21 protein-coding genes and 2 riboswitches are annotated in these 21,941 nt (G+C 71.7%); of the genes, 13 read left to right on the top strand and 8 right to left on the bottom strand.

Features of this window, described 5'->3' with window-relative positions:
- Positions 1 to 5: 5 nt before the first annotated feature.
- The 4 genes from IO36_RS23150 to IO36_RS23135 form a co-directional block, all read right to left on the bottom strand.
- On the bottom strand, positions 6 to 1,004 hold the full coding sequence (locus IO36_RS23150; RefSeq protein WP_037622584.1) for an ABC transporter permease: 999 nt from the start codon (positions 1,002 to 1,004) through the stop codon (positions 6 to 8).
- Positions 1,005 to 1,480: 476 nt separating this feature from the next.
- A complete protein-coding gene (locus IO36_RS23145; RefSeq protein WP_037622727.1) occupies positions 1,481 to 2,281 on the bottom strand; it encodes an enhanced serine sensitivity protein SseB C-terminal domain-containing protein in 801 nt (266 codons plus the stop codon).
- Positions 2,282 to 2,511: 230 nt separating this feature from the next.
- Positions 2,512 to 3,288: an enhanced serine sensitivity protein SseB gene (locus IO36_RS23140; protein ID WP_037622583.1), complete on the bottom strand. Its 777-nt coding sequence runs from the start codon at positions 3,286 to 3,288 to the stop codon at positions 2,512 to 2,514.
- A gap of 64 nt (positions 3,289 to 3,352) precedes the next feature.
- Positions 3,353 to 4,021 (bottom strand): AAA family ATPase, encoded by a 669-nt coding sequence (locus IO36_RS23135; RefSeq protein WP_037622580.1) that lies wholly within the window; start codon positions 4,019 to 4,021, stop codon positions 3,353 to 3,355.
- A 175-nt stretch (positions 4,022 to 4,196) separates the two neighbouring features.
- A riboswitch (glycine riboswitch) is annotated at positions 4,197 to 4,294 on the top strand.
- Positions 4,295 to 4,405: riboswitch (glycine riboswitch) on the top strand.
- 34 nt (positions 4,406 to 4,439) lie between these two features.
- Between IO36_RS23135 and gcvT the strand changes: the two genes are divergently transcribed.
- The 4 genes from gcvT (at position 4,440) to IO36_RS23115 (ending at position 8,897) form a co-directional block, all read left to right on the top strand.
- The gene (gene gcvT, locus IO36_RS23130) at positions 4,440 to 5,558 is read left to right on the top strand and encodes a glycine cleavage system aminomethyltransferase GcvT (protein ID WP_037622579.1); all 1,119 of its coding nucleotides are present in this window, start codon (positions 4,440 to 4,442) and stop codon (positions 5,556 to 5,558) included.
- A 158-nt stretch (positions 5,559 to 5,716) separates the two neighbouring features.
- Complete coding sequence (gcvH, locus tag IO36_RS23125; RefSeq protein ID WP_037622578.1) at positions 5,717 to 6,094, top strand: glycine cleavage system protein GcvH; 378 nt, start codon at positions 5,717 to 5,719, stop codon at positions 6,092 to 6,094.
- A gap of 11 nt (positions 6,095 to 6,105) precedes the next feature.
- The gene (gene glyA / locus IO36_RS23120) at positions 6,106 to 7,365 is read left to right on the top strand and encodes a serine hydroxymethyltransferase (protein WP_037622577.1); all 1,260 of its coding nucleotides are present in this window, start codon (positions 6,106 to 6,108) and stop codon (positions 7,363 to 7,365) included.
- Between the two features lie 164 nt (positions 7,366 to 7,529).
- Complete coding sequence (locus IO36_RS23115) at positions 7,530 to 8,897, top strand: L-serine ammonia-lyase (protein ID WP_037622576.1); 1,368 nt, start codon at positions 7,530 to 7,532, stop codon at positions 8,895 to 8,897.
- 42 nt (positions 8,898 to 8,939) lie between these two features.
- Here IO36_RS23115 and IO36_RS23110 read toward each other — a convergent pair whose 3' ends face one another.
- The 4 genes from IO36_RS23110 to IO36_RS23095 all read right to left on the bottom strand — a co-directional run bounded on the left by IO36_RS23110 (position 8,940) and on the right by IO36_RS23095 (position 13,863).
- Positions 8,940 to 9,911, bottom strand: coding sequence for a DMT family transporter (locus tag IO36_RS23110; RefSeq protein WP_245173436.1), 972 nt, complete (start codon positions 9,909 to 9,911; stop codon positions 8,940 to 8,942).
- Positions 9,912 to 9,995: 84 nt separating this feature from the next.
- Positions 9,996 to 10,493 carry a YbaK/EbsC family protein gene (locus IO36_RS23105; protein WP_037622574.1) on the bottom strand — a complete coding sequence of 166 codons (498 nt, stop codon included), beginning with the start codon at positions 10,491 to 10,493 and terminating at the stop codon, positions 9,996 to 9,998.
- The gene (locus tag IO36_RS43250; RefSeq protein WP_051900845.1) at positions 10,490 to 12,424 is read right to left on the bottom strand and encodes a class II fructose-bisphosphate aldolase; all 1,935 of its coding nucleotides are present in this window, start codon (positions 12,422 to 12,424) and stop codon (positions 10,490 to 10,492) included. Before IO36_RS43250 ends, IO36_RS23105 begins: the two co-directional genes overlap by 4 nt.
- A complete protein-coding gene (locus IO36_RS23095; RefSeq protein ID WP_037622573.1) occupies positions 12,421 to 13,863 on the bottom strand; it encodes a PLP-dependent aminotransferase family protein in 1,443 nt (480 codons plus the stop codon). The genes IO36_RS43250 and IO36_RS23095 overlap by 4 nt, the downstream gene beginning before the upstream one ends.
- A 793-nt stretch (positions 13,864 to 14,656) precedes the next feature.
- Between IO36_RS23095 and IO36_RS23090 the strand changes: the two genes are divergently transcribed.
- From IO36_RS23090 to IO36_RS23050, 9 genes are read left to right on the top strand one after another with little or no spacing between them, the layout of a single operon-like run.
- Complete coding sequence (locus IO36_RS23090; RefSeq protein ID WP_051900844.1) at positions 14,657 to 15,181, top strand: thiamine pyrophosphate-binding protein; 525 nt, start codon at positions 14,657 to 14,659, stop codon at positions 15,179 to 15,181.
- 3 nt (positions 15,182 to 15,184) lie between these two features.
- Positions 15,185 to 15,757, top strand: coding sequence for a thiamine pyrophosphate-dependent enzyme (locus tag IO36_RS43245; protein ID WP_209441254.1), 573 nt, complete (start codon positions 15,185 to 15,187; stop codon positions 15,755 to 15,757).
- On the top strand, positions 15,754 to 16,788 hold the full coding sequence (locus IO36_RS23080; RefSeq protein WP_051900843.1) for a beta/alpha barrel domain-containing protein: 1,035 nt from the start codon (positions 15,754 to 15,756) through the stop codon (positions 16,786 to 16,788). The genes IO36_RS43245 and IO36_RS23080 overlap by 4 nt, the downstream gene beginning before the upstream one ends.
- Positions 16,785 to 17,720, top strand: coding sequence for an isocitrate lyase/phosphoenolpyruvate mutase family protein (locus IO36_RS23075; protein WP_051900842.1), 936 nt, complete (start codon positions 16,785 to 16,787; stop codon positions 17,718 to 17,720). The genes IO36_RS23080 and IO36_RS23075 overlap by 4 nt, the downstream gene beginning before the upstream one ends.
- Entirely contained in the window at positions 17,717 to 18,832 is a 1,116-nt protein-coding gene (locus IO36_RS43240) for a phosphoenolpyruvate carboxykinase (ATP) (RefSeq protein ID WP_051900841.1), read from the top strand. The genes IO36_RS23075 and IO36_RS43240 overlap by 4 nt, the downstream gene beginning before the upstream one ends.
- Entirely contained in the window at positions 18,829 to 19,293 is a 465-nt protein-coding gene (locus IO36_RS23065) for a YjbQ family protein (protein ID WP_037622571.1), read from the top strand. Before IO36_RS43240 ends, IO36_RS23065 begins: the two co-directional genes overlap by 4 nt.
- On the top strand, positions 19,290 to 20,432 hold the full coding sequence (locus IO36_RS23060; RefSeq protein ID WP_037622569.1) for a pyridoxal-phosphate-dependent aminotransferase family protein: 1,143 nt from the start codon (positions 19,290 to 19,292) through the stop codon (positions 20,430 to 20,432). The genes IO36_RS23065 and IO36_RS23060 overlap by 4 nt, the downstream gene beginning before the upstream one ends.
- Positions 20,432 to 20,737, top strand: coding sequence for a glutaredoxin domain-containing protein (locus IO36_RS23055; RefSeq protein WP_051900840.1), 306 nt, complete (start codon positions 20,432 to 20,434; stop codon positions 20,735 to 20,737). Before IO36_RS23060 ends, IO36_RS23055 begins: the two co-directional genes overlap by 1 nt.
- Complete coding sequence (locus tag IO36_RS23050; protein WP_037622568.1) at positions 20,734 to 21,936, top strand: ATP-grasp domain-containing protein; 1,203 nt, start codon at positions 20,734 to 20,736, stop codon at positions 21,934 to 21,936. The genes IO36_RS23055 and IO36_RS23050 overlap by 4 nt, the downstream gene beginning before the upstream one ends.
- The last annotated feature ends 5 nt before the right edge of the window (positions 21,937 to 21,941 follow it).

Genomic DNA, 21,941 nt, shown 5'->3' with positions numbered 1-21,941 from the left:
AGGCATCAGCGGCTGCGCGGGTCGAGAGCGTCGCGGAGACCGTCGCCGAGCAGGTTGAAGGCGAGGACGGTCACGAAGATGGCAAGGCCGGGCACGATCATGAACTGCGGGTCGACCTGGTAGTAGGTGACCGCTTCACGGAGCATGCCGCCCCATGAGGCCTGCGGGGGCTGGATGCCGACCCCCAGGAAGCTCAGGGAAGCCTCGAAGAGGATGTTGGTCGGGATGAGCAGCGTCGAGTAGACGATGATCGGGCCGACCAGGTTGGGGAGCAGCTCCCGGAAGACGATGTAGGGGCCCTTGGCGCCCATGCCCCGGGAGGCGTCCACGAATTCCCGCTCACGCAGGGCGAGCGTCTGGCCCCGGACGATGCGGCCGAGGTAGGGCCAGTTGAAGAAGCCGATGACGAAGATCAGCACGCTCAGGTGGAGCGGAAGTCCCTCCAGGCCGAACGCTCCGCCCTGCAGCGTCGCGGAGATGGCGATCGCGAAGAGCAGGAGGGGGAAGGCGAGGAAGGTGTCCATCAGACGGCTGATGATCGAGTCGACCCGGCCGCCGTAGAAGCCCGCGACGACGCCGAGGATCGCGCCGATCACGTTCGACAGGATCGTGGCGCCGAAGGCGACCACCAGCGACACCCAGGAGCCCTCCAGGACTCGGGTGGCGAGGTCGCGCCCGAACTTGGGGTCCACACCGAGCGGGTGGTCGCCGCTCATGCCACCCATGCCGCCCTTGGGCAGCGAGGTGTTCGGGTCGATCAGGTCCTGGTGGAAGGCGTTCGGGTCCAGCCCCAGCAGGGACTGGAGAGGCCGGGCGAGGATCGCCATCAGGATGAGCAGTACGACGATGACACCGCCGGCGACCGCCACCTTGTCGCGCTTGAAGCGCGTCCAGGCGATCTGTCCCAGGGAACGGCCCTCGATCTGCCCCTTGCCGGCTCCGGCGAGCACAGCCTCTGGCTGCGCGTCCGTTGCCGCCGCGGTGGTCTCGATCGGTGCGGTCACAGTGACCCGACCCCTCTCGCCGGTGGTGACCGGCCTACGACTGCCGCTGTCTGCGGCTTGGTTCACTTGCCCGCCGGGAAGTTGACCGCAGATGGTGCGGTCCGATGACCCGGCTGATGATTCGACTTGCACTCGCTCACAGGATCGAAAACCCCGTGTCTGATGGGCGAGTCTTCAGTGCCGCCACGATCAGGTGCCAGGCCTCATGGAGAAAGTATGCGCAACCGTGATGCTTGTTGGGGGATTCCGTTATCCGAACAGTGGGTAACGGGAGTCGGACGACTGCCAATTGACCGTGAAGGACTCAAGAGAGTTCTTTTGGTGAGAAGTACTGCCAAAACGGGACATTCGGCACATGCATCCGCTTCCCCGCAGGTCAGCAGCTTGGAGCGCACGCCGCGTGAAGGCCGTGTGCAGACTCATGATGCCAGTCGATCTCGCACGGGCATGCGAGAGGTCCGGGATTCGGGACGCTCTCAGTAGCCGCCGCGGGCCGGCGGATAGCCGTAGCCGCCCGCCGTCGGCGCCTGCGCGGGAGCCCCGTGCGCCTCACGGTCGTAGAACGGGCGGGCGTTCGCGCGCAGCCACATCGCCACCGGGTCGAACTCGTCCGACATCGCGACGGTGGAGACGGGAAGTCCCTCCGGAACGGCGCCGATCGACTGCTGCATCATCGCCCGCACCGAGTCGACGGCGGGCGGTGAAGTGTCGTACACGTCAAGGCCGATGGCGAGATACGGCGCCCCGATCGCGGGCTGGACCCAGGCGCGGCGCAGCGAGCGCACGGCCGGTGTCCGATGCGCGTTCTGCGTGATCAGCGCGTAGAACTGCGGGATCTCGATGGCGGGTTCGGACAGCCGCAGCGGGCCCGCGGGCTGGCGTTCCAGGCCCGTGGCGATACGGCGCAGATCCAGCCAGGGCACACCGAGGCCGCCGCCGGGGGCGTGCGGGTTGAGCCAGAGCCCGAACTGGTCGGGGTACAGCGTCCGGGCCACGTCGAGGGCGTCCACGACCTCGTAACTGCGGTTCCAGCCACTGGCGGAGAGCTCCTGGGCCGACGTGACGCAGGGCGCGTACCCGAAGCCGTCCACGTGCATGTTGCCGTACTGGGCGTCCGGGGAGCCGGCCTGGCCGTGCCACAGCAGCATCCACACCTGGCCGGACGAAGGGGTCGCGAGCGCGCGAAGCAGCGCCTCGTAGGCGTCGTAACGCCCGGGCGTCACCTGGCGCAGCATGTGCTCGACCTGACCGGCCGCGGCCGTGCCCGACGCGCTCACCTTCAACCGCCCCTTCGCGAACAAATCACGACGAACTCATCCCTTACGCCCGAGGCACCGGTTAGCGACATGCGTCAACACCTCGACCAAGGCCATGAAACCAGCTTAAGCGGCGATCGCGCTCCGCCGGGGGAAGCAGTCGAGAGCCGGGATCCGCCGCGCGGGGCGGCCGGGCGGCCCCGCGGGGCGGGCACGAACGCGCGGCCGGACCCTCCCGGCACGGCCACGGTTCAGTGACCGTGCTGGTAGAACGGGCGCACCCGGTCCCGCATCCAGTCGCCGACCGGGTCCTGCGCCACGTCGAGGAGCACCAGGTTCACCGGGATGTTCACCGGGACGCGGCCGAGGGCACGACCCAGGGCGTCCAGGGGCAGCGCCCGGGCGTCGCCCTCCCACACCGCCAGCTCGACGCCGACGAACATCACCGGATCCTCGCCCTCGATGCTGGCCAGACAGCGGCGGGCGCTCAGGACGACTCCGGTCGCGGCGAACTCCGCCGAGGCCGCGGCGAGGAAGTCCATCGGATCGTCCTGCCAGTCGGGCTCGAACAGCCGCACCCGGCCCCCGCTCGCCGACCCGTCCAGCTCGGTCCGCCCCGCCCGGCACAGCTCGGCGACGGCCGGCGGCGGCAGCGGCACGCCGACCACGCCGTCCGGGTTGACGGCGATGCCCACCTGCGGCGGGAGCCCCCGGGCGAACTCCACGGCCGGCGCGATCGTGTACGACATGTGACCGCCGACGACCTGGCGGAACTGCTCCTCGGAGCTGAACACGGGGACGTAGACCATGCCCCCGATGTCCATCGTGGGCAGATCGAGCGGGCCGCTCTGCGGGCCGCCGCCGTTGGGCAGCGGGATCCAGACGAAGCTGCGGCCGAGCACCTCGACGATGCGAGCGGCCGCCGAGGGCCCCGCGGGCATGCCGAGGGAGGAGGACAACACCTCCTCCAGCTCGTTGCCGGGCCAACCGCCGTGCGGATGGGGGTGCGCCTGTGCCGGAAAGTCCATCTGTCTACCGCCCGCTTCGAACCACTGTTCCGGCTGGAAAGGTTAGTGGGCCGCCGCCGTCCGGTCAGTGGCCGAAGTCGATCCTGGTCAGCACGTCCGCCGCGGCCCGGTCGATGAGGACCGCCGAGCCGCATCCCTCGGGCAGGTCGCCCCGCTCGGCGGAGCGCAGCAGCCGGGCCACCGCGCCGCGATGGCGGGCGAAGGCGTAGCGCGAGACGCCCCGGCCGCGCCGGCGCTGGCCGTCCAGCGCGGTGTCCGGTGTGACGTCGAGCAGCAGCAGGTGCAGCGCGCCGCCGCGGCGGCGGGCCTCACGGGCGAGCCAGCGGCGCACCCAGGTCTGCGTACCGCAGTCGTGCACGACGAGTCCGCCGCCCGCGCGCAGGGCCCGGCGCAGACCGGCGTAGTGCGCGAGCCGGACCAGGGGGCGGTAGAGCGCGTAGGGCAGTGCCCGGGCCATCCGGCCCTCCCAGCGCTCCCGGGTGTCCTGCGAGTCGACGCGCGGACCCCGCACGGCCCGCCGCATCAGGGTCGACTTGCCGCTGCCCGGCAGTCCGGTCACCACGACGAGGTCGGACGCCCCGAAGCGGAGCCCGTGCGGGCTGTGTCCGACCCGGTCGCGCAGATCGCGCACGACGGCCGCCGGACGCGGTGCGCGGGCCTCGCGGGCCGGGGCGCCGCGCCGCCCGGACAGTGCGGGACCCGAGGTCGTCGCGTACGCCGTGGTCCTGTCCACCGTGACCGCCCTCCCCTTGGACGTGGAGTTCCCTCCCCGTCGAGTGTAAAGAGAAGGTAATGCCCGGCGCTTCCCATTTCCGTGCGCGGACTGCCACAGCCCCGTCACAGACCACGGGCTGCCGTGATCGGGGAACGCGTGCGATGATGGCCGCGCCAACTGCATACCGGCCGCTTGAATCCGCGCGGGAGAGTCCCGGGGTACGTGTACCCGGGCGCCGAAGGAGCAAGTCCCTCCCTTGAATCTCTCAGGCACCGTTACCGCGCGGGCGAGGCACATCTGAAAAGCGGGCCGCTCCGTCGGCTCCACCCAAGGTGCAAGTCGGGACCACCGTTTCGTGGGCTCCTGATGAACCTCTCAGGTTCCGATGACAGATGGGGAGGAACGACCTCGCCGTCATGCCCTGGGAGCCAGACCGATGAGCAGCAACGCACCCCGTCACACCGCGCTCGATGCCCTGCATCGTTCGCTCGGCGCGACCATGACCGACTTCGCGGGCTGGGACATGCCCCTGCGCTACGGCTCGGAACGCGACGAGCACCTCGCCGTCCGTACGAAGGCCGGTCTCTTCGACCTCTCCCACATGGGCGAGATCACCGTCACCGGGCCCGAGGCGGCGGCCCTCCTGAACCACGCGCTGGTCGGCAACATCGCCACCATCGGCACCGGCCGCGCCCGCTACACCATGATCTGCCAGGAGGACGGCGGCATCCTGGACGACCTGATCGTCTACCGCCTGGCCGACCACGAGTACATGGTCGTCGCCAACGCCTCCAACGCCCAGGTGGTGCTGGACGCGCTGACCGAGCGCGCCGCCGGTTTCGACGCCGTGGTGCGCGACGACCGTGACGCCTACGCGCTGATCGCCGTGCAGGGCCCCGAGTCCCCCGGCATCCTCAAGGCGGTCACCGACGCCGACCTCGACGGTCTGAAGTACTACGCGGGCCTGCCGGGCACCGTGGCCGGCGTCCCGGCCCTGATCGCCCGCACCGGCTACACCGGCGAGGACGGCTTCGAGCTGTTCGTCGCCCCCGCCGACGCCGAGAAGGTGTGGCAGGCGCTCACCGACGCGGGCACCCCGGCCGGTCTCGTCCCCTGCGGCCTGTCCTGCCGCGACACGCTGCGCCTCGAGGCGGGCATGCCGCTGTACGGGCACGAGCTGACCACCTCGCTGACCCCCTTCGACGCCGGTCTCGGCCGGGTCGTGAAGTTCGAGAAGGACGGCGACTTCGTGGGCCGCGCCGCGCTCGAGGCGGCCGCCGCCCGGGCCGAGCAGAACCCGCCGCGGGTCCTCGTCGGCCTGATCGCCGAGGGCCGCCGGGTCCCGCGCGCCGGTTACGCGGTCGTCGCCGGCGGCGAGGTGGTCGGAGAGATCACCTCCGGCGCCCCCTCCCCCACCCTGGGCAAGCCGGTCGCGATGGCGTACGTCGACGCCGCGCACGCCGCGCCGGGCACCGCGGGCGTGGGCGTGGACATCCGGGGCACCCACGAGCCGTACGAGGTCGTGGCCCTGCCGTTCTACAAGCGCCAGAAGTGACCCCGGTCCGCACCCCCCGGACCTGACCCGGACCCCCGCGGGCGCCGGCGCCTGCGGGCGCCCCCCGCCGGGCACCCGGACGTGACCCTGGGCACATCCGCCCGGCCGCCCACGCTTCCCACCAACAGCACTCCACCGCGTACAGGAGAATTCAGCTCATGAGCAACCCCCAGCAGCTGCGTTACAGCAAGGAGCACGAGTGGCTGTCCGTCGCCGAGGACGGCGTCGCGACGGTCGGCATCACCGAGTTCGCGGCCAACGCGCTCGGCGATGTCGTCTACGCCCAGCTTCCGGAGGTCGGTGACACGGTGGCCGCGGGCGAGTCCTGCGGCGAGCTGGAGTCGACCAAGTCCGTCAGCGACCTGTACTCCCCGGTCAACGGCGAGGTCGTCGAGGCCAACCAGGACGTCGTCGACGACCCGGCCCTGGTCAACTCCGCCCCGTTCGAGGGCGGCTGGCTGTTCAAGGTGCGCGTCGCGGACGAGCCCGAGGACCTGATGTCCGCCGACGAGTACACCGCCTTCACGGCCGGCTGAGGAGTCACCGCATGTCGCTCATGAACACCCCCCTCCACGAGCTCGACCCGGACGTCGCGGCCGCCGTCGACGCCGAGCTGCACCGCCAGCAGTCGACCCTGGAGATGATCGCCTCCGAGAACTTCGCCCCGGTCGCGGTCATGGAGGCCCAGGGCTCGGTCCTCACCAACAAGTACGCCGAGGGCTACCCGGGCCGCCGCTACTACGGCGGCTGCGAGCACGTCGACGTGGCCGAGCAGATCGCCATCGACCGGGTCAAGGACCTGTTCGGCGCCGAGTACGCCAACGTCCAGCCCCACTCGGGCGCCTCCGCCAACCAGGCCGCGCTGTTCGCGCTGGCCCAGCCCGGGGACACCATCCTCGGTCTGGACCTGGCCCACGGCGGCCACCTGACCCACGGCATGCGCCTGAACTTCTCGGGCAAGCAGTTCGACGTCGTCGCGTACCACGTGGACGAGTCCGGCCTGGTCGACATGGCCGAGGTCGAGCGGCTCGCCAAGGAGCACCGCCCGAAGGTGATCATCGCCGGCTGGTCGGCGTACCCGCGTCAGCTCGACTTCGCCGAGTTCCGCCGGATCGCGGACGAGGCCGGGGCCTTCCTGTGGGTCGACATGGCCCACTTCGCGGGCCTGGTCGCGGCGGGTCTGCACCCCAACCCGGTGCCGTTCGCCGACGTGGTCACCTCCACCACCCACAAGACCCTCGGCGGTCCCCGCGGCGGCATCATCCTGGCGAAGAAGGAGTTCGCGAAGAAGCTGAACTCCTCGGTCTTCCCGGGCTTCCAGGGCGGCCCCCTGGAGCACGTGATCGCGGCCAAGGCCGTCTCCTTCAAGGTCGCCGCCTCGGACGACTTCAAGGAGCGCCAGCAGCGCACGCTGGACGGGGCGCGGCTCCTGGCCGAGCGCCTGGTCCGGGACGACGTGAAGTCCGTCGGCGTGGACGTCCTGTCCGGGGGCACCGACGTGCACCTGGTCCTGGTCGACCTGCGCAACTCCGAGCTGGACGGCCAGCAGGCCGAGGACCGCCTCCACGAGGTCGGCATCACGGTCAACCGCAACGCCGTCCCGAACGACCCGCGCCCGCCGATGGTCACCTCGGGCCTGCGCATCGGCACGCCCGCCCTCGCCACCCGCGGCTTCACGGCCGAGGACTTCGCCGAGGTCGCGGACATCATCGCCGAGACGCTGAAGCCGTCCTACGACACCGCGGCCCTGAAGGCCCGTGTGTCCGCTCTGGCCGACAAGCACCCGTTGTACCCCGGCCTGAAGTAGTTCCGTAGGATTTCCTTCCTTTCATTTTCACCCGTACGGTCTGTATGCGTACGGACATCCGGGGCACCGCGCACACTGGAACCAGGGCGCGGTGCCCCGTTCCATGCGGTCCCGCACCACCTCGGCCGGACAACGGCGTCCGGCGAAACCAGCAAGGAGTTCCCGTGGCCATCTCGGTCTTCGACCTGTTCTCGATCGGCATCGGCCCGTCCAGCTCCCACACGGTGGGTCCGATGCGCGCCGCGCGCATGTTCGCGCGGCGGTTGCGCAACGAGGACCTGCTGGCCCCCGTCGTGTCGATACGCGCCGAGCTCTACGGCTCCCTGGGCGCGACCGGCCACGGCCACGGCACCCCCAAGGCGGTGCTGCTCGGCCTGGAGGGCGCCTCGCCGCGGACGGTGGACGTGGAGGGCGCCGACGAGCGGGTCGAGCAGATCAAGGCCTCGGGCCGGATCCGGCTGCTCGGCGAGCACGAGATCGCCTTCTCCTTCGACGACGACCTGATCCTGCACCGCCGCAAGGCGCTGCCGTACCACGCCAACGGCATGACGATCTTCGCCTACGACGCCTCGGGCGCCCTCGTCCTGGAGAAGACGTACTACTCGGTGGGCGGCGGCTTCGTGGTCGACGAGGACGCGGTCGGCGAGGACCGCATCAAGCTCGACGACACGGTCCTGAAGTACCCGTTCCGCACGGGTGACGAGCTGCTGCGGCTCACCAAGGAGACCGGTCTGTCGATCTCCGCCCTGATGCTGGAGAACGAGCGGGCCTGGCGCACCGAGGAGGAGATCCGCGAGGGGCTCCTCGGGATCTGGCGCGTCATGCAGGCGTGCGTCTCGCGCGGCATGACCCGCGAGGGCATCCTGCCCGGCGGTCTCAAGGTCCGGCGCCGCGCCCCCCTCTCCGCCCGCCAGCTCCGCGCCGAGGGCGACCCGCTGGCGCACGCCATGGAGTGGATCACCCTCTACGCCATGGCGGTCAACGAGGAGAACGCGGCGGGCGGCCGGGTCGTCACCGCGCCCACCAACGGCGCGGCGGGCATCATCCCGGCGGTGCTCCACTACTACATCAACTTCGTGCCCGGCGCGGACGAGGACGGCGTCGTGCGGTTCCTGCTCGCGGCCGGCGCGATCGGCATGCTCTTCAAGGAGAACGCCTCGATCTCGGGCGCCGAGGTCGGCTGCCAGGGCGAGGTCGGCTCGGCCTGCTCCATGGCCGCGGGCGCGCTCGCCGAGGTCCTGGGCGGCAGCCCCGAGCAGGTCGAGAACGCGGCCGAGATCGGCATGGAGCACAACCTCGGCCTGACCTGCGACCCGGTCGGCGGGCTGGTCCAGATCCCCTGCATCGAGCGCAACGGCATGGCCGCGGTGAAGGCCGTGACGGCCGCCCGCATGGCCATGCGCGGCGACGGCTCGCACCTGGTCTCCCTCGACAAGGTCATCAAGACCATGAAGGAGACCGGCGCCGACATGAGCGTCAAGTACAAGGAGACGGCGCGGGGCGGGCTGGCGGTCAACATCATCGAGTGCTGAGCCCCGGCACTCCCCGTCCCGGCATCACCCGTCCCGGCCCCCTCAGAGCCCGACGCGCTCGCACGCGTCGGGCTCGCGCGCGTCGGGCTCGGCCGCCCCGTCCCCGCGCGGTGTCGCCCTGTCCGGGTCCGTGACCGGTCCTGGAGCGGGCCGGGGCGTGCCGTGGGCCGCCATGATGCCGGCGATGACCAGCAGGGCCCCGAGCGGCTGGTTCCACGCCGGCCGCTCACCCAGCAGGATCACCCCCGCGGTGACGCCCACCACCGGGGTGAGATAGGTGACCGCGGCGGCGTTCACCGCGCCCCAGGCGCGGACGATGTTGTTGTTCCACAGATAGGCGAGCCCGGTGCTCAGCCCGCCGAGCGCCAGCATGCTCAGCGCGATCGGCGTGTCGATACGGGGTGCGGGCGCCGCGAGCCACGGTGTGGCCGCCAGCATGACGACGGCGGCGATGGTGACCTGCACGAAGGCGACGGCGACCGCCGGCAGTCCGCGCGGGGTGATGTACCGGCGCAGATAGACGAAGGCGACGCCGTAGCAGGTGGTGGCGCCCAGGCAGGCGAGCTCGGCCGTGAGCCGGCCGCCCCCGGCGAGGCCCGCCGGGCCGATCAGCACCAGGACCCCGGCGAAGCCCGCGAGCAGGCCCGCCGTACGGCGCCGGTCGAGCCGCTCGTCCGCCAGGGCGACCGTACCGGCCGCGAGGGTCAGCAGCGGCGTGGTGGCGTTGAGGACGCTCGCCATGCCCGAGTCGAGCCGCTGCTCGGCCCAGGAGAAGAGCAGGAAGGGCACGACGCACAGCAGGAGGGACACGACGGACAGCCGCAGCCAGAGCCCGGGGTCCCGGGGGATCCCGGTGCGGGTCACCGCCATGACCGCGCAGAGCGCCAGCGCGCCCAGCACCAGCCGGCCCCAGACCACCTGCGCGGGCGTCAGTCCCTCCAGCGCGACCTTGATGAACAGGAAACTCGAACCCCACGCACACGCCAGCGCGACGAACTGTGCCCCGATGCGCACCCGCAACCCGGTGCACCCCCCTCTTCTCTTCTTCTCTCTGCCTTCCGGAGTCCGCTCCGCGGGCTCCGTCGCCGGTTCCGGTCCCTACTCCGCGGCGACCGGGACCGCCGGCGCCGCGATGGGCGCCACCGCGGGCGCCACGATCCGTACGTAGTCCTCCGTGGCCATGACCACCGACCGGTCCAGCCGCCCCGCGTTGAAGGCGATCTCCTCGTGGGCCGCGAGGAACTCGGCGTCCACGACGACGGGCAGTTCCCCGGACAGCGACAGCGGCGGGATGGCGCCCACCGCGCAGCCGGTCAGCTGCTCGGCCAGGTCCGACGGGGCGAACCCGCCCTTCTTGCCCTCGACCGCGGCGACGACCTTCTTCAGGTCCGCGCGCCGGTCTCCCGCGAGCACGGCCAGCACCGCCGGGGAGTCGATCCCCTTCACCCGGCACACGAGGGCCTTGGCACCCTGCGACACGGTCGTGCCGCGCACCGCGGACACCTCCTCCGAGCGTCCTTCGGCCGGGTGCTCGACCACGCGGTACTTGGCCTTCTCACGGTCGAGGAGGTCGACGATCTGTTCAAAGGGACTCAACTGCGGCCTCCCGGGGCCTCTGCGGGCGTACGGCCACGGAGCGGCGCGGCGTAGCACCGCTCCAGCCGGCTGACGAAGGTCTCGACGAACGACGGCGGCGCCTCGGTCCAGGACCGCCACTCGCGTGTCGCCTCCGCAAGGTACGACATGCGCCGCACATGCTTCCAAGTCCCGTCACCCGTAGGCGAGTCGGGATCCGTGGTGAGGTCGACGGGCAGATGGGCGCGCAGCGCCTCCAGATAGTCGGCGTAGACCGTGCTGCCGAAGTTGACCCGGGCCACCCCGTGTCCGGGCAGGGACGCGAGGTCCACCCGCGAGAGCGAGCTGCCTCCGTGCACGACCAGCGCGCGGCCGGTGCCGTCCAGGACGCCGGTGAACGCCCGGACGAGCCCGTGGTCGATCGCCGCGTACCGGTGCCCGCGCGCGGGGTCGACGGCGAAGACCTCGTCCCACAGTCCGGTCTTGCGCCGGGCCTTGGCCAGCCGCCGCTCCAGCCACTCCCGCTCCAGGGCGTCGAGCAGGGGCCGCTGGAACACCGGGACGCGCGTACGGGCCTCCCGGAACACCGCGTCGAGCCGCGGCCCGGCGTCCGCCCCGTCGCCTTCCGTCGTGGCCCGGCGGGCCAGCGCGGCCACCAGCCGGTGCTCGGCCGAGTAGGCGGGCAGCCCCGAGTCCGTGAGGTCCTTCTCGACGCGCGCGCAGGCCTCGGCGAAGGCGTGCAGGTCGTCGCCTGTGGCGCGGTCGTCCAGCAGGGCGGCCTCGGCCATGGCCCGGCGGGTGGCGGCGAAGCCGTAGTCGAAGCTGTGGAACTGGCCCACGTGCGCCCCGACCAGGTCGAGGTCCGTGTTCTCGACGAAGCGGGTGAAGTCGCTCGTGGTCGTCTTGTTCCACTTGCGCAGCCCGGCTCCGTCGATGGAGCCGATCTCGCCCTCGACCAGGACGCCGTAGCGCCGGGCCAGTTCCGTGGCCGCGTTGGTGAACAGCACGTTCTGGTGCAGGGTGCGGCCGGACCCGTCGACCATGACCGAGTCGAACCCGGCCTCGCAGGCGGCCTGGACCACCTCGTGGTCGTCCGCGTGGTCGAGGTGCAGCCGCAGCCGGGAGCCGAGCGCGGTGTTGAGCTGGTCGACGTCCCGGCGCAGGGTGCGGAAGACCCGGTCGACGGCGGCGACCGGGCCCCGGTCGGCGCTGTCGGCGACGAACAGGAGGGCTTCCTGCGGCGAGATCTCGCAGTAGACGTCCCGCCGTGTACGCGCCGACAGCAGGGCGTAGGGCAGCAGCATGGACGGGTGCTTCACGTTGAAGTTCGGTACGGTCCCGCTCCAGCGGGCGGGGGACGCCTGCGTCCTGCCGGCCGGCGGCGTACCGGGCCGCCGGTTGCGCAGCTCCCAGTGGAACTCGTGTCGTGCGCGCCGCACCTCGTCGAGGAACGCGGGCAGGTCGGTGTCGCCGGGCGACAGGGTGCGCACCAGCGGGCCGAGGGCACGGGGGTCCAGGGCCCGGTGGTCCTCGACCATGAAGACCACGCCGAGCAGCGGGTCGTCGCGGCGCAGCGCCTCGGTGCGGCGGGCCGCCCAGGTCATCGCGGCCAGGCCGCTGACCGGGAGCTCCTCGCAGACGAACGCCACCGACTGGGCGGCGAGCGTGTCGAGCACCCGCTCGCAGGACAGCCGCTCGTCGGCGATGACCGTGCGCAGCCCGAGCCGCTCGAGGAGCGGGCGGGCCCACTCGGTGTGCCAGACCTCCGCCGCGATCACGGCGTGCGGTGCGTCGGCGCGGCGCGGCCGTGAGGCGGCACCCGGCACGCCGGGCGGCAGCGGCCGCCGGAGGACCGGGCCCGTCCCCGGGGACCCGGAGCCCGCGACGGGGGTCCGGGCCGGGGAGGCGGTGGTCTCCGGGGCGGGTGCGGCCGCCGGGGTGGTGGCCGTCACCGGAACACCTCGCCCAGCAGGCGGGCCGCCGCCGGAGAGTCGACGTGGGCGTCGAAGGAGTAGGCGAGCTCGTCCAGGGGGTGGTGCCGCAGCAGGTCGGCGACCTCGGCGCGGACCGCCGTGGGCTCGGCCCGGCGCAGCACCACCTTGGCCACCAGCCGTGCGACCTCGCGCATCTCCGCCTCGCGCAGCCCCCGCCGGGTCATCGCCTGGACGCCGAGCCGCAGGCCGTGCAGGCCGTTGGCGCCCGGCACCTCGATGTTGGTGGTGCGGATACCGGCGTGGGCCAGGTCGCCCAGCGACAGGCGCAGCGCGTCGGCGGCCGATCCGGTGATGACGTGCACCTGATGCGTCTCGGTGAATCCGAAGGACTCCCCGGAGACCCGCACCCCCTCCTCGTGCAGGGCCTGCGCGAGGACCTTGGCGTTGGCGACGATCTGACGCGCGTAGTCGTGGCCGTGGAGGGCGATCTCGGACAGGGCCACGTACATGGGCGCGATCAGCTCGGCGTGCGAATTGCTCTGCATCTGCGGGCAGACCCAGTCCGAGACCGCCCTGAGCTTCGGGTGGTCCGCGTCCCGGAAGGCGATGTACGCCTTCTGCGGTCCGGCGATGGTCTTGTGGGTGTTGCCGTGCACGGCGTCGGCGCCGAGCAGGGTCGGCTGCGGCAGCACCCCGCCCGCGATCAGGGCGCCGTCGTGACTGGAGTCGTAGGCGAGGAACACGCCCTCGGGCAGCGCGGCCCTGATCTGGGCGAGCGGCTGCCAGCGCAGTTTGAACGACTGGTCGAGGATGACGAGTTTGATCTCCGGGTGCTCGCCGCACAGCGTGGCCAGCCGGTCCACGTCGATGAGCAGGGTCCGGTCGACCATCGGCAGGTGGTAGGTGTTGATGCCGGCCGCGGCGGCCAGCGACTCCAGGGCGAAGTGGCCGCCGTCCTTGTGGGCGAAGTGCACGAAGCCGTCGCCTCGTCCGCAGGTGCCCAGGAGCACGGCCTGTTCGGCGACCGAGCCGCCGTTGGGCCGCCAGTCGAAGGTGGCCGCTTCGAAGAGCTGGCGGCCGATGCCGGTCAGCTTCCCCACCAGGGACGCGTTCGCACCGGAGTCGGGGAAGGCCCACTCGCCCGCCTCGGCCGGGTACGGCGGGGCGAACTCGTAGAAGCCGCCCTGGAGTCCGCTGCCGAGCATGCGGACCAGCTTGCTCGGATAGTTCTCGCTGGCGGTGAGGCTCAGGTGCTGCTCGCGGTAGGTGTTGTCGAGCACGAAGTCCGAGGCGAGCCGCTCCAGCAGGTGGGCCACCCGGTCGTCCGACCAGGCGTGGCCGAAGACGCCGCCGTCACCCCCCGACGCCTCGTCGATGATCTCCTCGGCCGCCACGACCGCGGCTTGTGCCTCGTCGTCGACGACGCCGATATCACTGTCTTGTTCCGCCGCACGCATGAATCAACCCCGTTGCATGTCGAAAAGAACCGGAAAGAAGAAGAAAGGGAGACGCTGGAAAGGAGCGAGGGGCGGCACCCGTGCACGACGTTGTGCGGGGCCATGCGCCGGGAAAGCCGAACGCATCCCTCGACGCTCGGCGCCCTCGATTCCCGTCCCGATTACCGAGGGCTGCCATACGCCAATGTCGCCGACTGTACACGGGGAAGATCAACTTCGACCCGCCGCGATTCGGCCACTCTACATCCGGCCTTTTGTCACGACCGCCGCACTCCACGGGCCGTGCGCGACACCGCCGAATCCGCCTGAACTCCTGGAACGCTGTCCCGATTGCCCCCATAGATCCCTTGGCCCGATGTGGCTGGGCGCGGATCCCGAAGCATCCGGAACCCCGCCGTCGATCTGACTCGAATTCCATCCCCCCGGGCGCCGCTTTCCGGCCTCCACCAGCCGCTCCACGGCTCGGCGAATGACCGGAACGCCCTCGACAGAGGCGCCGACGGGCCGCACCAACGGAAAACGGACGCGCCTGAGAAGCGCGCTCCCGCGTTTCCTCGTTTCAAACATCGACATTCGGTCAAACCGCGGACGGAATCGACCGATTCGGCACTGGACCGCCCGGCCGCCGAATGCGATGAACGCGAGGCCCGGTCCGAGAAATCGACCTGTCCGTATTCCGGAATGTCATTGCGCATTCTCGTGGTCGTCATGCAAGATCCACACCGCCGAGGGGCCGGAAGACGCCCCTCGCCGGACGTGACCCTGTCCGCGCTTCGCAAAAGAAGGGCAATGCGTGCTGCCTGAATCTTCATCGGCAGCGGGATCCGGTTCCAAGGTCGCGGAAACCGTTCTCAATGCCTTGGTAAAACGTGGTCATTCCCACTTCACCGGCGTACCGTGCTCACTGCTGAAAGGGCTCTTCCGATTACTGGAGGACCCCGGCTGCCCCGCCGCCTACATCCCCGCGCCCCGTGAGGACAGCGCCCTGGGGGTGGCCTCCGGTCTCGCCCTCGCCGGCGCCCGGCCCGTGGCCCTCATGCAGAACTCCGGCCTCGGCTACTCGCTCAACGTCCTCACCTCGTTCAACCTCATCTACGACGTCCACCTGCCGATCGTCGTCAGCTGGCGCGGTCACGACGGGAACGACGCCGTCGAGCACGACGTCATCGGCCGCGAACTCACCCGGCTGCTCGACGTGTTCGGGATTCCCTGGACCGTGCTGGACAACGCGCGCCCCGAGGACGGCGTGGAGGCCTTCCTCAAGCAGTACGACTCCGGCCGGAGCACCGCCGTACTCATCGTCCGGGAAGGGATCTGAGCGTTGCTGGACATCCGTGACGCCCTCGCCGCACTGCTGGACCGCGAGCCCGACGCCCTGACGGTGAGCACCTGCGGCTTCATCACACGCGACCTGTACAACCTCCGCGACCGCGCCGAGCACTTCTATCTCGTCGGTTCCATGGGCATGGCCGCGCCGATCGGGCTCGGCATCGCCCTGGCCCACCCCGGCCGCCGGGTGCTCGTGCTGGACGGCGACGGCTCGTTCGCCATGAACCCCGGCTGTCTGCCGATGATCGCCGAGCACCGGCCGAACCTGGTCCACGCCGTCCTCGACAACGGCGCCCACGAGAGCACCGGCGGGCAGCGCACCGTCGCCCTCGGCGACCCGGCGGCCACGGCCCTCGCGGCCGGCTACGCCGCCGCCCACACCGTGGACGACCTCGACGAACTGGCCGCCCTGGACCTGACCGGCACCCCCGCCCTGGTGCGGATCCGCTGCGCGCCGCGCAGCCACCCCGCCGGACAGCGGGTGCGCCAGACGCCCCAGCAGCTGGTCGAACGCTTCCGCACCCGGCTGGGCGTTCCGCAGCCGCACCTGGAAGGAGCCGTGTGAAACCCACCCTGCTCGACTGCACCCTGCGCGACGGCGGGAACCAGAACGACTGGCAGTTCACCGCCACCGACGTCCGCACCATCGTGAGCACCCTGGACGCCGCCCGCGTCGACGTCATCGAGGTCGGCTACCGCGGCGGGTCCGGAAGCCGGGCCAGCGCCACCGCGGGCCCCTCGGCGAACTGCTCGCCCGAGTACCTCGCGGCGCTGCCCGACGTCTCGCACGCCGAGCTGGCGGTGATGGTCGTCCCCACGGTGTGCCCGGTCGGCGCCATGGACGACCTGCCCGACAGCCCCGTGTCCATGGTGCGCATCGCCGCCTACCCGTGGAACATCGACGCGGTCCCCGCGTACGTCCGTGCCGTGCGGGCGCTCGGGCTGAAGGCCGGCGTGAACCTGATGGCCGTCAGCTACACCACCGAGGAGCAACTGGCCGAGGTCGCGGCGGTCGTGGCGTCCGAGCGGCCGGACGTCTTCTACATCGCCGACTCCTTCGGCGCGCTCACCCCGGACGACGTCCGCCGGCGCGTCGGACTGCTGGCCGAGCGGCTGCCCGTCCCGCTCGGCATCCACGCCCACAACAATCTCGGCCTGGCCGCGGCCAACGCGCTCGCCGGCCTGGACGCGGGCGTGAGCTGGCTGGACGCCTCGCTGTGCGCCATGGCGCGGGGCGCCGGGAACCTCGCGACCGAGCAGGCCGCGGCCTTCCTCACCGCGTGGCCCCGGTACGACACCCACGTCGATCTGCCCCTGGTCTGCGAGGCCGCGGAGTACGTGGCCGAACAGGTGCTGCCGCGCCCCATGACGGTGCGCCGGGCGGAGATCGCGGCCGGGATCAACGACCACCACTTCTACTTCCAGGACCGCATCGAGAAGATCAGCGCCCGCCACGGACTCGACCCGTGGGCCGTCGGACACCGGATCGGCGCGGCCCGGCCGCGCAAGGTCCTCGACGAGACGGTCGAGGACGTGTGCCGGGAACTGGCCGGGCGGACCGCAGGGACCGAACACACCACCGGAGGGAACGCATGACCGCGAGCCGACCGCCCCAGCAGGACCGGAACGACCCGCCGGACGGAGCGGCCCGGCGGCTGCGCGCGGCGCTCGCCGCCCCGCGGCTGACACGTGCCATGGGCGCGCACAGCCCGCTCAGCGCGCGGCTCGCGGAGGAGGCGGGCTTCGACGTCGTCTGGTCCAGCGGACTGGAGATCTCCGCCGCGGCCGGCGTGCCCGACGCCAACATCCTCGCCATGGGCGAGTGCCTCGACGCGGCGGCCGGCCTGGCGTCCTCGGTGGACCTCCCCGTGCTCGCCGACTGCGACTCCGGATTCGGCAACGTCAACAACGTCATCCACATGGTGCGTTCCTACGAGGCGCGCGGCGTGGCCGGGGTGTGCATCGAGGACAAGCAGTTCCCCAAGCTCAACAGCTTCGTCGAGGGCAATCAGGATCTGGCCCCGCTGGACGACTTCGCGGCCAAGATCCGGGGCGCCTCCGAGACCCGTACGGACATGGTCGTGGTGGCCCGGCTGGAGGCGCTGATCTCCGGACAGGGCATGGCGGAGGCGCTGCGCCGGGCCGACGTCTACGAGCGGGCCGGCGCGGACGCCCTGCTCATCCACTCCAAGCGCAAGGACCCGGAGGAGGTCTTCGCCTTCCGCGAGGCCTACCGCGGCGACCTTCCGGTGATCGTCGTGCCGACCACCTACAACCAGGTCACCGTCGAGGAGCTGGAGCAGCGCGGATTCGCCATGGCGATCTACGCCAACCAGGCGCTGCGCAGCTCGATCCGGGCCATGCGGGAGACCCTCACCCGGATCATGCGGGACGGCACCACGCTGAACGTGGAGCCCGAACTCGCCCCGCTCAAGGAGATCTTCGACCTGCAGCGCATGCCCCAGATGCTGGAGCAGCAGGAGCGCTACGAGTCCCTGGGACGCGAACTCGCGGAGGCAGCACAGTGACCACCCGACCCACCGCCCTGCGGCTGGACTTCCACGGCACCCCGCTCGACCTGGAGGTGGCACACGGTGCCGGCGTCGAGGACGCGCTGGCCTTCCTGGCCACGCATCTGACCGCCGAGGAGGCCAAGCCCGACGAGACGGGCCGCGAGCCGGTCGCCACGCTCCGCGTGCACGCCGGGGACCCGGGGCTTCTCGCGCCCCCTGCCGGAACGGCGGCGGAGGACATCCACCTCCGCAAGAGCGCCAGCGAATTCTTCACCGTGCCGGCCCGGCGGGCCGCGGTGGACGGCCGGGAGTACCTGGAGTGCACCAAGACGGGCAGCCGCTTCGTCTTCGACCGCGCGTCCCGTGTGATCGACGTGGCGCTCGGGTCCGGCGGACACATGGACCTCGTCGAGCTGGTGCGCGACCTGGTGCTGAAGCACCAGGAGAACACCGGCGCCGCGGTGCTGCACGCGACCGCCGCCTACCGGGACGGCACGGTCGTGCTGGTCACCGGCGCGAAGGGGGCCGGCAAGAGCACGGTGCTCCTGGAGCTGGTGGAGCACTTCGGGTACGAGATCCTCAGCGGCGACAAGACCGTGGTGCACGAACTGCCGGACGGCTCCGTCCTCGCGGCCGGCTGGCCCGACTATCCGCACCTGGGCTACGGCACCGTCGCCAAGTACCCCGGGCTCAGGGAGATCGCGGGCATCGCGGACGACTACGTGCCCGCCGAGGGCCACGCGTTCTCGCCCGTGGGGAAGTTCGCGGTGGACCCGCTTCCGTTCCGGGACCGCTTCCCGAGCGCCCCCGCCGGGGTGCGCGTGCCCGTCGCGGCGATCCTGCACCCGGCGATCGGCCCCGGTGAGCACACGGTGGTCGAACCGCTCACCGGCGGCCGCGAGGAGCACGCCGAAGTGCTGCGCGCCAACGTTGAGTCGGCGTTCGACGGCGCCAACGCCGGCTGGCACCACTACCTCGACGACGACCGCGCCGCCCACGCCGAACGCGTCACCCGCATCACCGATGTCCTGGCCGGGGTGCCGGCCTGGACGCTGACCGGCCCCGGCGACCTGACGGCCCGGAACGTGCCGGCGCTGATCGCCGGGTCCGCGGAGGCGGCCCTGTGATCGAACTGACGGTGCACAGCACCGGCCTCAACTCCCACTACGACCTCACCGACACGATCGCCGACAGCCTCCGCGAGCACGGCGCGGGCGACGGACTGGCCGGGGTGTTCGCGCACGGCAGCACCATCGGGCTCACCGTCATGCGCTACGAGCCCGGCGCCGTGCAGGACCTGCTGCGGACCCTGGAACGCATCGCGCCGGAGTCCCCCGCCGGCGTCGGCCGCTATCTGCACGAGCTGACCACCGAGGACCCCAACGGCTTCTCCCATCTGAAGTCGTCGCTGCTCGGCACCAGTCTGCTCGTGCCCTTCCGGGACGGCGCCCTCGCCATGTCGCCGAGTCACCGCGTGGTGCTCTTCGACTTCGATCTGAAGCCCGCCACCCGCCGCGTCTTCCTCGACGCGCCCCGGACCGCGGCACCCGCCCCCCACACCGACACGGTTACGGAGAAGAGCCTGTGAAGCTGCGGCTGGCCACACCCGGGCCCACCGAAGTCCCCCAGCGTCTGCTGCTGGCCGGGGCCCGCGAGATCATCCACCACCGCTCCACCGAGATGGAGCAGCTGATCCACGAGATCAGCGGCGGCCTGCCCCCGCTGTTCGGCACCGCCTCCCCGGTGTACACCATCGCCTCCTCCGGGACCGGCGCCATGGAGGCCGCGGTCGCCAACTGCTTCTCGGCCGGCGACGAGGTCCTGGTCGTCTCCAACGGCTACTTCGGCGAACGCTTCCAGGCGATCTGCGCGTCGTACGGTCTCGTCGTGCACGTCGTCGAGAGCGACTGGGGCACCAGCGCCGACCCCGAGCGGGTGGCGGCGGCCTACCGCGAACACCCCGCGATCCGCGGCGCGTTCGTGGTCTACAGCGAGACGTCCACCGGGGCGCTCAACGACGTCGAGGCGATCGGGCGGATCTTCCGCGACACCGACGTGATCACGGTCGTCGACGCCATCAGCGGTCTGCTGGTGCACCCGCTGGAGATGGACGCCTGGGGCCTGGACGTGGTCCTCGCCGCCTCCCACAAGGGCTTCATGCTGCCGCCGGGCCTCGCCTTCGTCGCCCTGTCCGACAAGGCGTGGACGGCCGTGGAGCGTTCCACCGGGCCGAACTACTACTGGTCGTTCGAGCGGCTGCGCCACTTCTACCCGATGTCCTCGTCGTCCCCCGCGGTGTCCCTGCTGCTGGCCCTGCACGAGTCGCTGAAGATGCTCGGCGAGGAGGGCACGGACACCTTCCGCGCGCGCCACGCCGTGCTGGGCAAGGCCGCCGAACGCGGTCTGCTGAAGCTCGGTTTCAGCACCTTCGTCCAGGCCCCGCACCGGCGCAGCCACGTCATCACCGCGGCTCTCGCCCCCGAGGGCATCGACACCGGCCGGCTCCTGAAGACGCTGTCGACGTCGTACGGGGTCACGATGACCGGCGGCCAGGCGCATCTGAAGGGCAGGCTCATCCGGGTCGGGCACGTGGGCGCAGCCGACTCCCTCGACCTGATCGGGATCTTCGGCGCCCTGGAGATGGCCCTGCTCGACCTGGGCCACACGTTCACGCCGGGCTCCGGCGTCGGCGAGATCATCCGCACGTTCCACGAGGAGGGCCGCTGATGCTCGTCCTGTTCCAGCGGGAGACCTGCCCGGACTGCAAGCCGGTGCGCGAACTGCTCACCCGGCTCCAGGTCTCCTACGTCAACGTCAACGTGCCCAAGCCGCGCGAGGAACGGCACGAGCTGATCCGCACGACGGGCAGCAAGTTCATCCCCGCCCTGGTCGACGGCGCCACCGTCATCCCGGGCAGGCTGCGGGAGAACGCCGACATCATCGCCTATCTGGAGAAGCGCTTCGGCGACCCGGAGACGGTGGCGCCGACGGCGGTCGCCGGCGACGAGGCCCGGCCGGGAACCGAGGCATGACCTTCGGGCAGCGGGTGCCCGCGACACCGCGCGTCGCGGTGGTCGCGGGCACCCCGCAACTCGTGCGCGCGGCCCGCGCCCTGGGCATCGGCACCGTCCTCGTGCACGACCGGGCGCGGCCGGCGCCGACGGTGGCCGCGGAGGCCGGCGCGGCCGTCGCCGTGGACCTGGCCGACACCGACGCCCTGCACGCGGCCCTGGCGCCGCTGCACGCCGCCCACCCCTTCGGGCGCGTGCTGTCCCTCACCGAGAGCGGACTGCTGCCGGCGGCCGCGGTGGCCGGACGGCTCGGCCTGCCCGGCAACTCCCTGCGCACGGTGGACCTGCTGCAGGACAAGCGGCGCATGCGGGAGGTGCTCAACGCCCGTGGCATCGGCCCGGTGCGCACCACCGCTCCGCGTGACGCGGCCGGCCTCGCCGCGTTCTGCAGTGCGGCCGGCGGGCCGGTCGTCCTCAAACCCGCGGCCGGCACGGCCAGTCAGGCCGTCTTCGAGGTGGCCGGGCCCGCGGAGGCCGAGGCCGTCTGGCGGGCGTTCGAGGCGGCGGGCGGCACCGGGCCCATCGCCGAGGAGTACCTCGACGGGCCCGAGATCAGCGTGGAGAGCTTCTCGTACGACGGACGGCACACCGTCCTCGCCGTGACCGACAAACTGACCGGCCCCGCGTTCGTCGAGACCGGGCACACCCTGCCGAGCTCCCTGCCCGCGCCCGTCCTGAACGAGGTCACCGCGCTCGTGGTGGCCTTCCTGGACGCCGTCGGCCTGACGGAGGGCCCCGCCCACACCGAGGTCAAGGTCACCGCGAAGGGCCCCCGGATCCTGGAGTCGCACAACCGCATCGGCGGCGACAAGATCCGTGAACTGCTGCGCCGCGCCTACGGACTGGACCTGGTCGCCCTCACCGCGGGCTGCCCCTTCGGTCTGCTCCCGCCGCCCGGTGCCCCGCCCGCCGCCCGCCGGGGAGCGGCGATCCGCTTCCTCACCCCGCCGCCCGGAACGGTACGGGGGATCGCCCTGCCCGACACCGGCGGCACCACCGCCGAGATCCGGCTGGACGTCACGGTCGGCGACCCGGTCCGCCCGGTGCGCCGCTCGCAGGACCGCGCCGGGTACGTCATCGCCGACGGCACGGACGCGGCCGACGCCGCCCGTGTCTGCGAGGCGCTGGCGAGCCGGGTACGGATCGAGACGAGTGGGTGAGGGCG

Source organism: Streptomyces aureus, from assembly GCF_000725495.1.
GTDB classification, from domain to species: Bacteria; Actinomycetota; Actinomycetes; order Streptomycetales; family Streptomycetaceae; genus Streptomyces; species Streptomyces aureus_B.
This window is presented reverse-complemented; position numbering and strand designations above follow the sequence as displayed.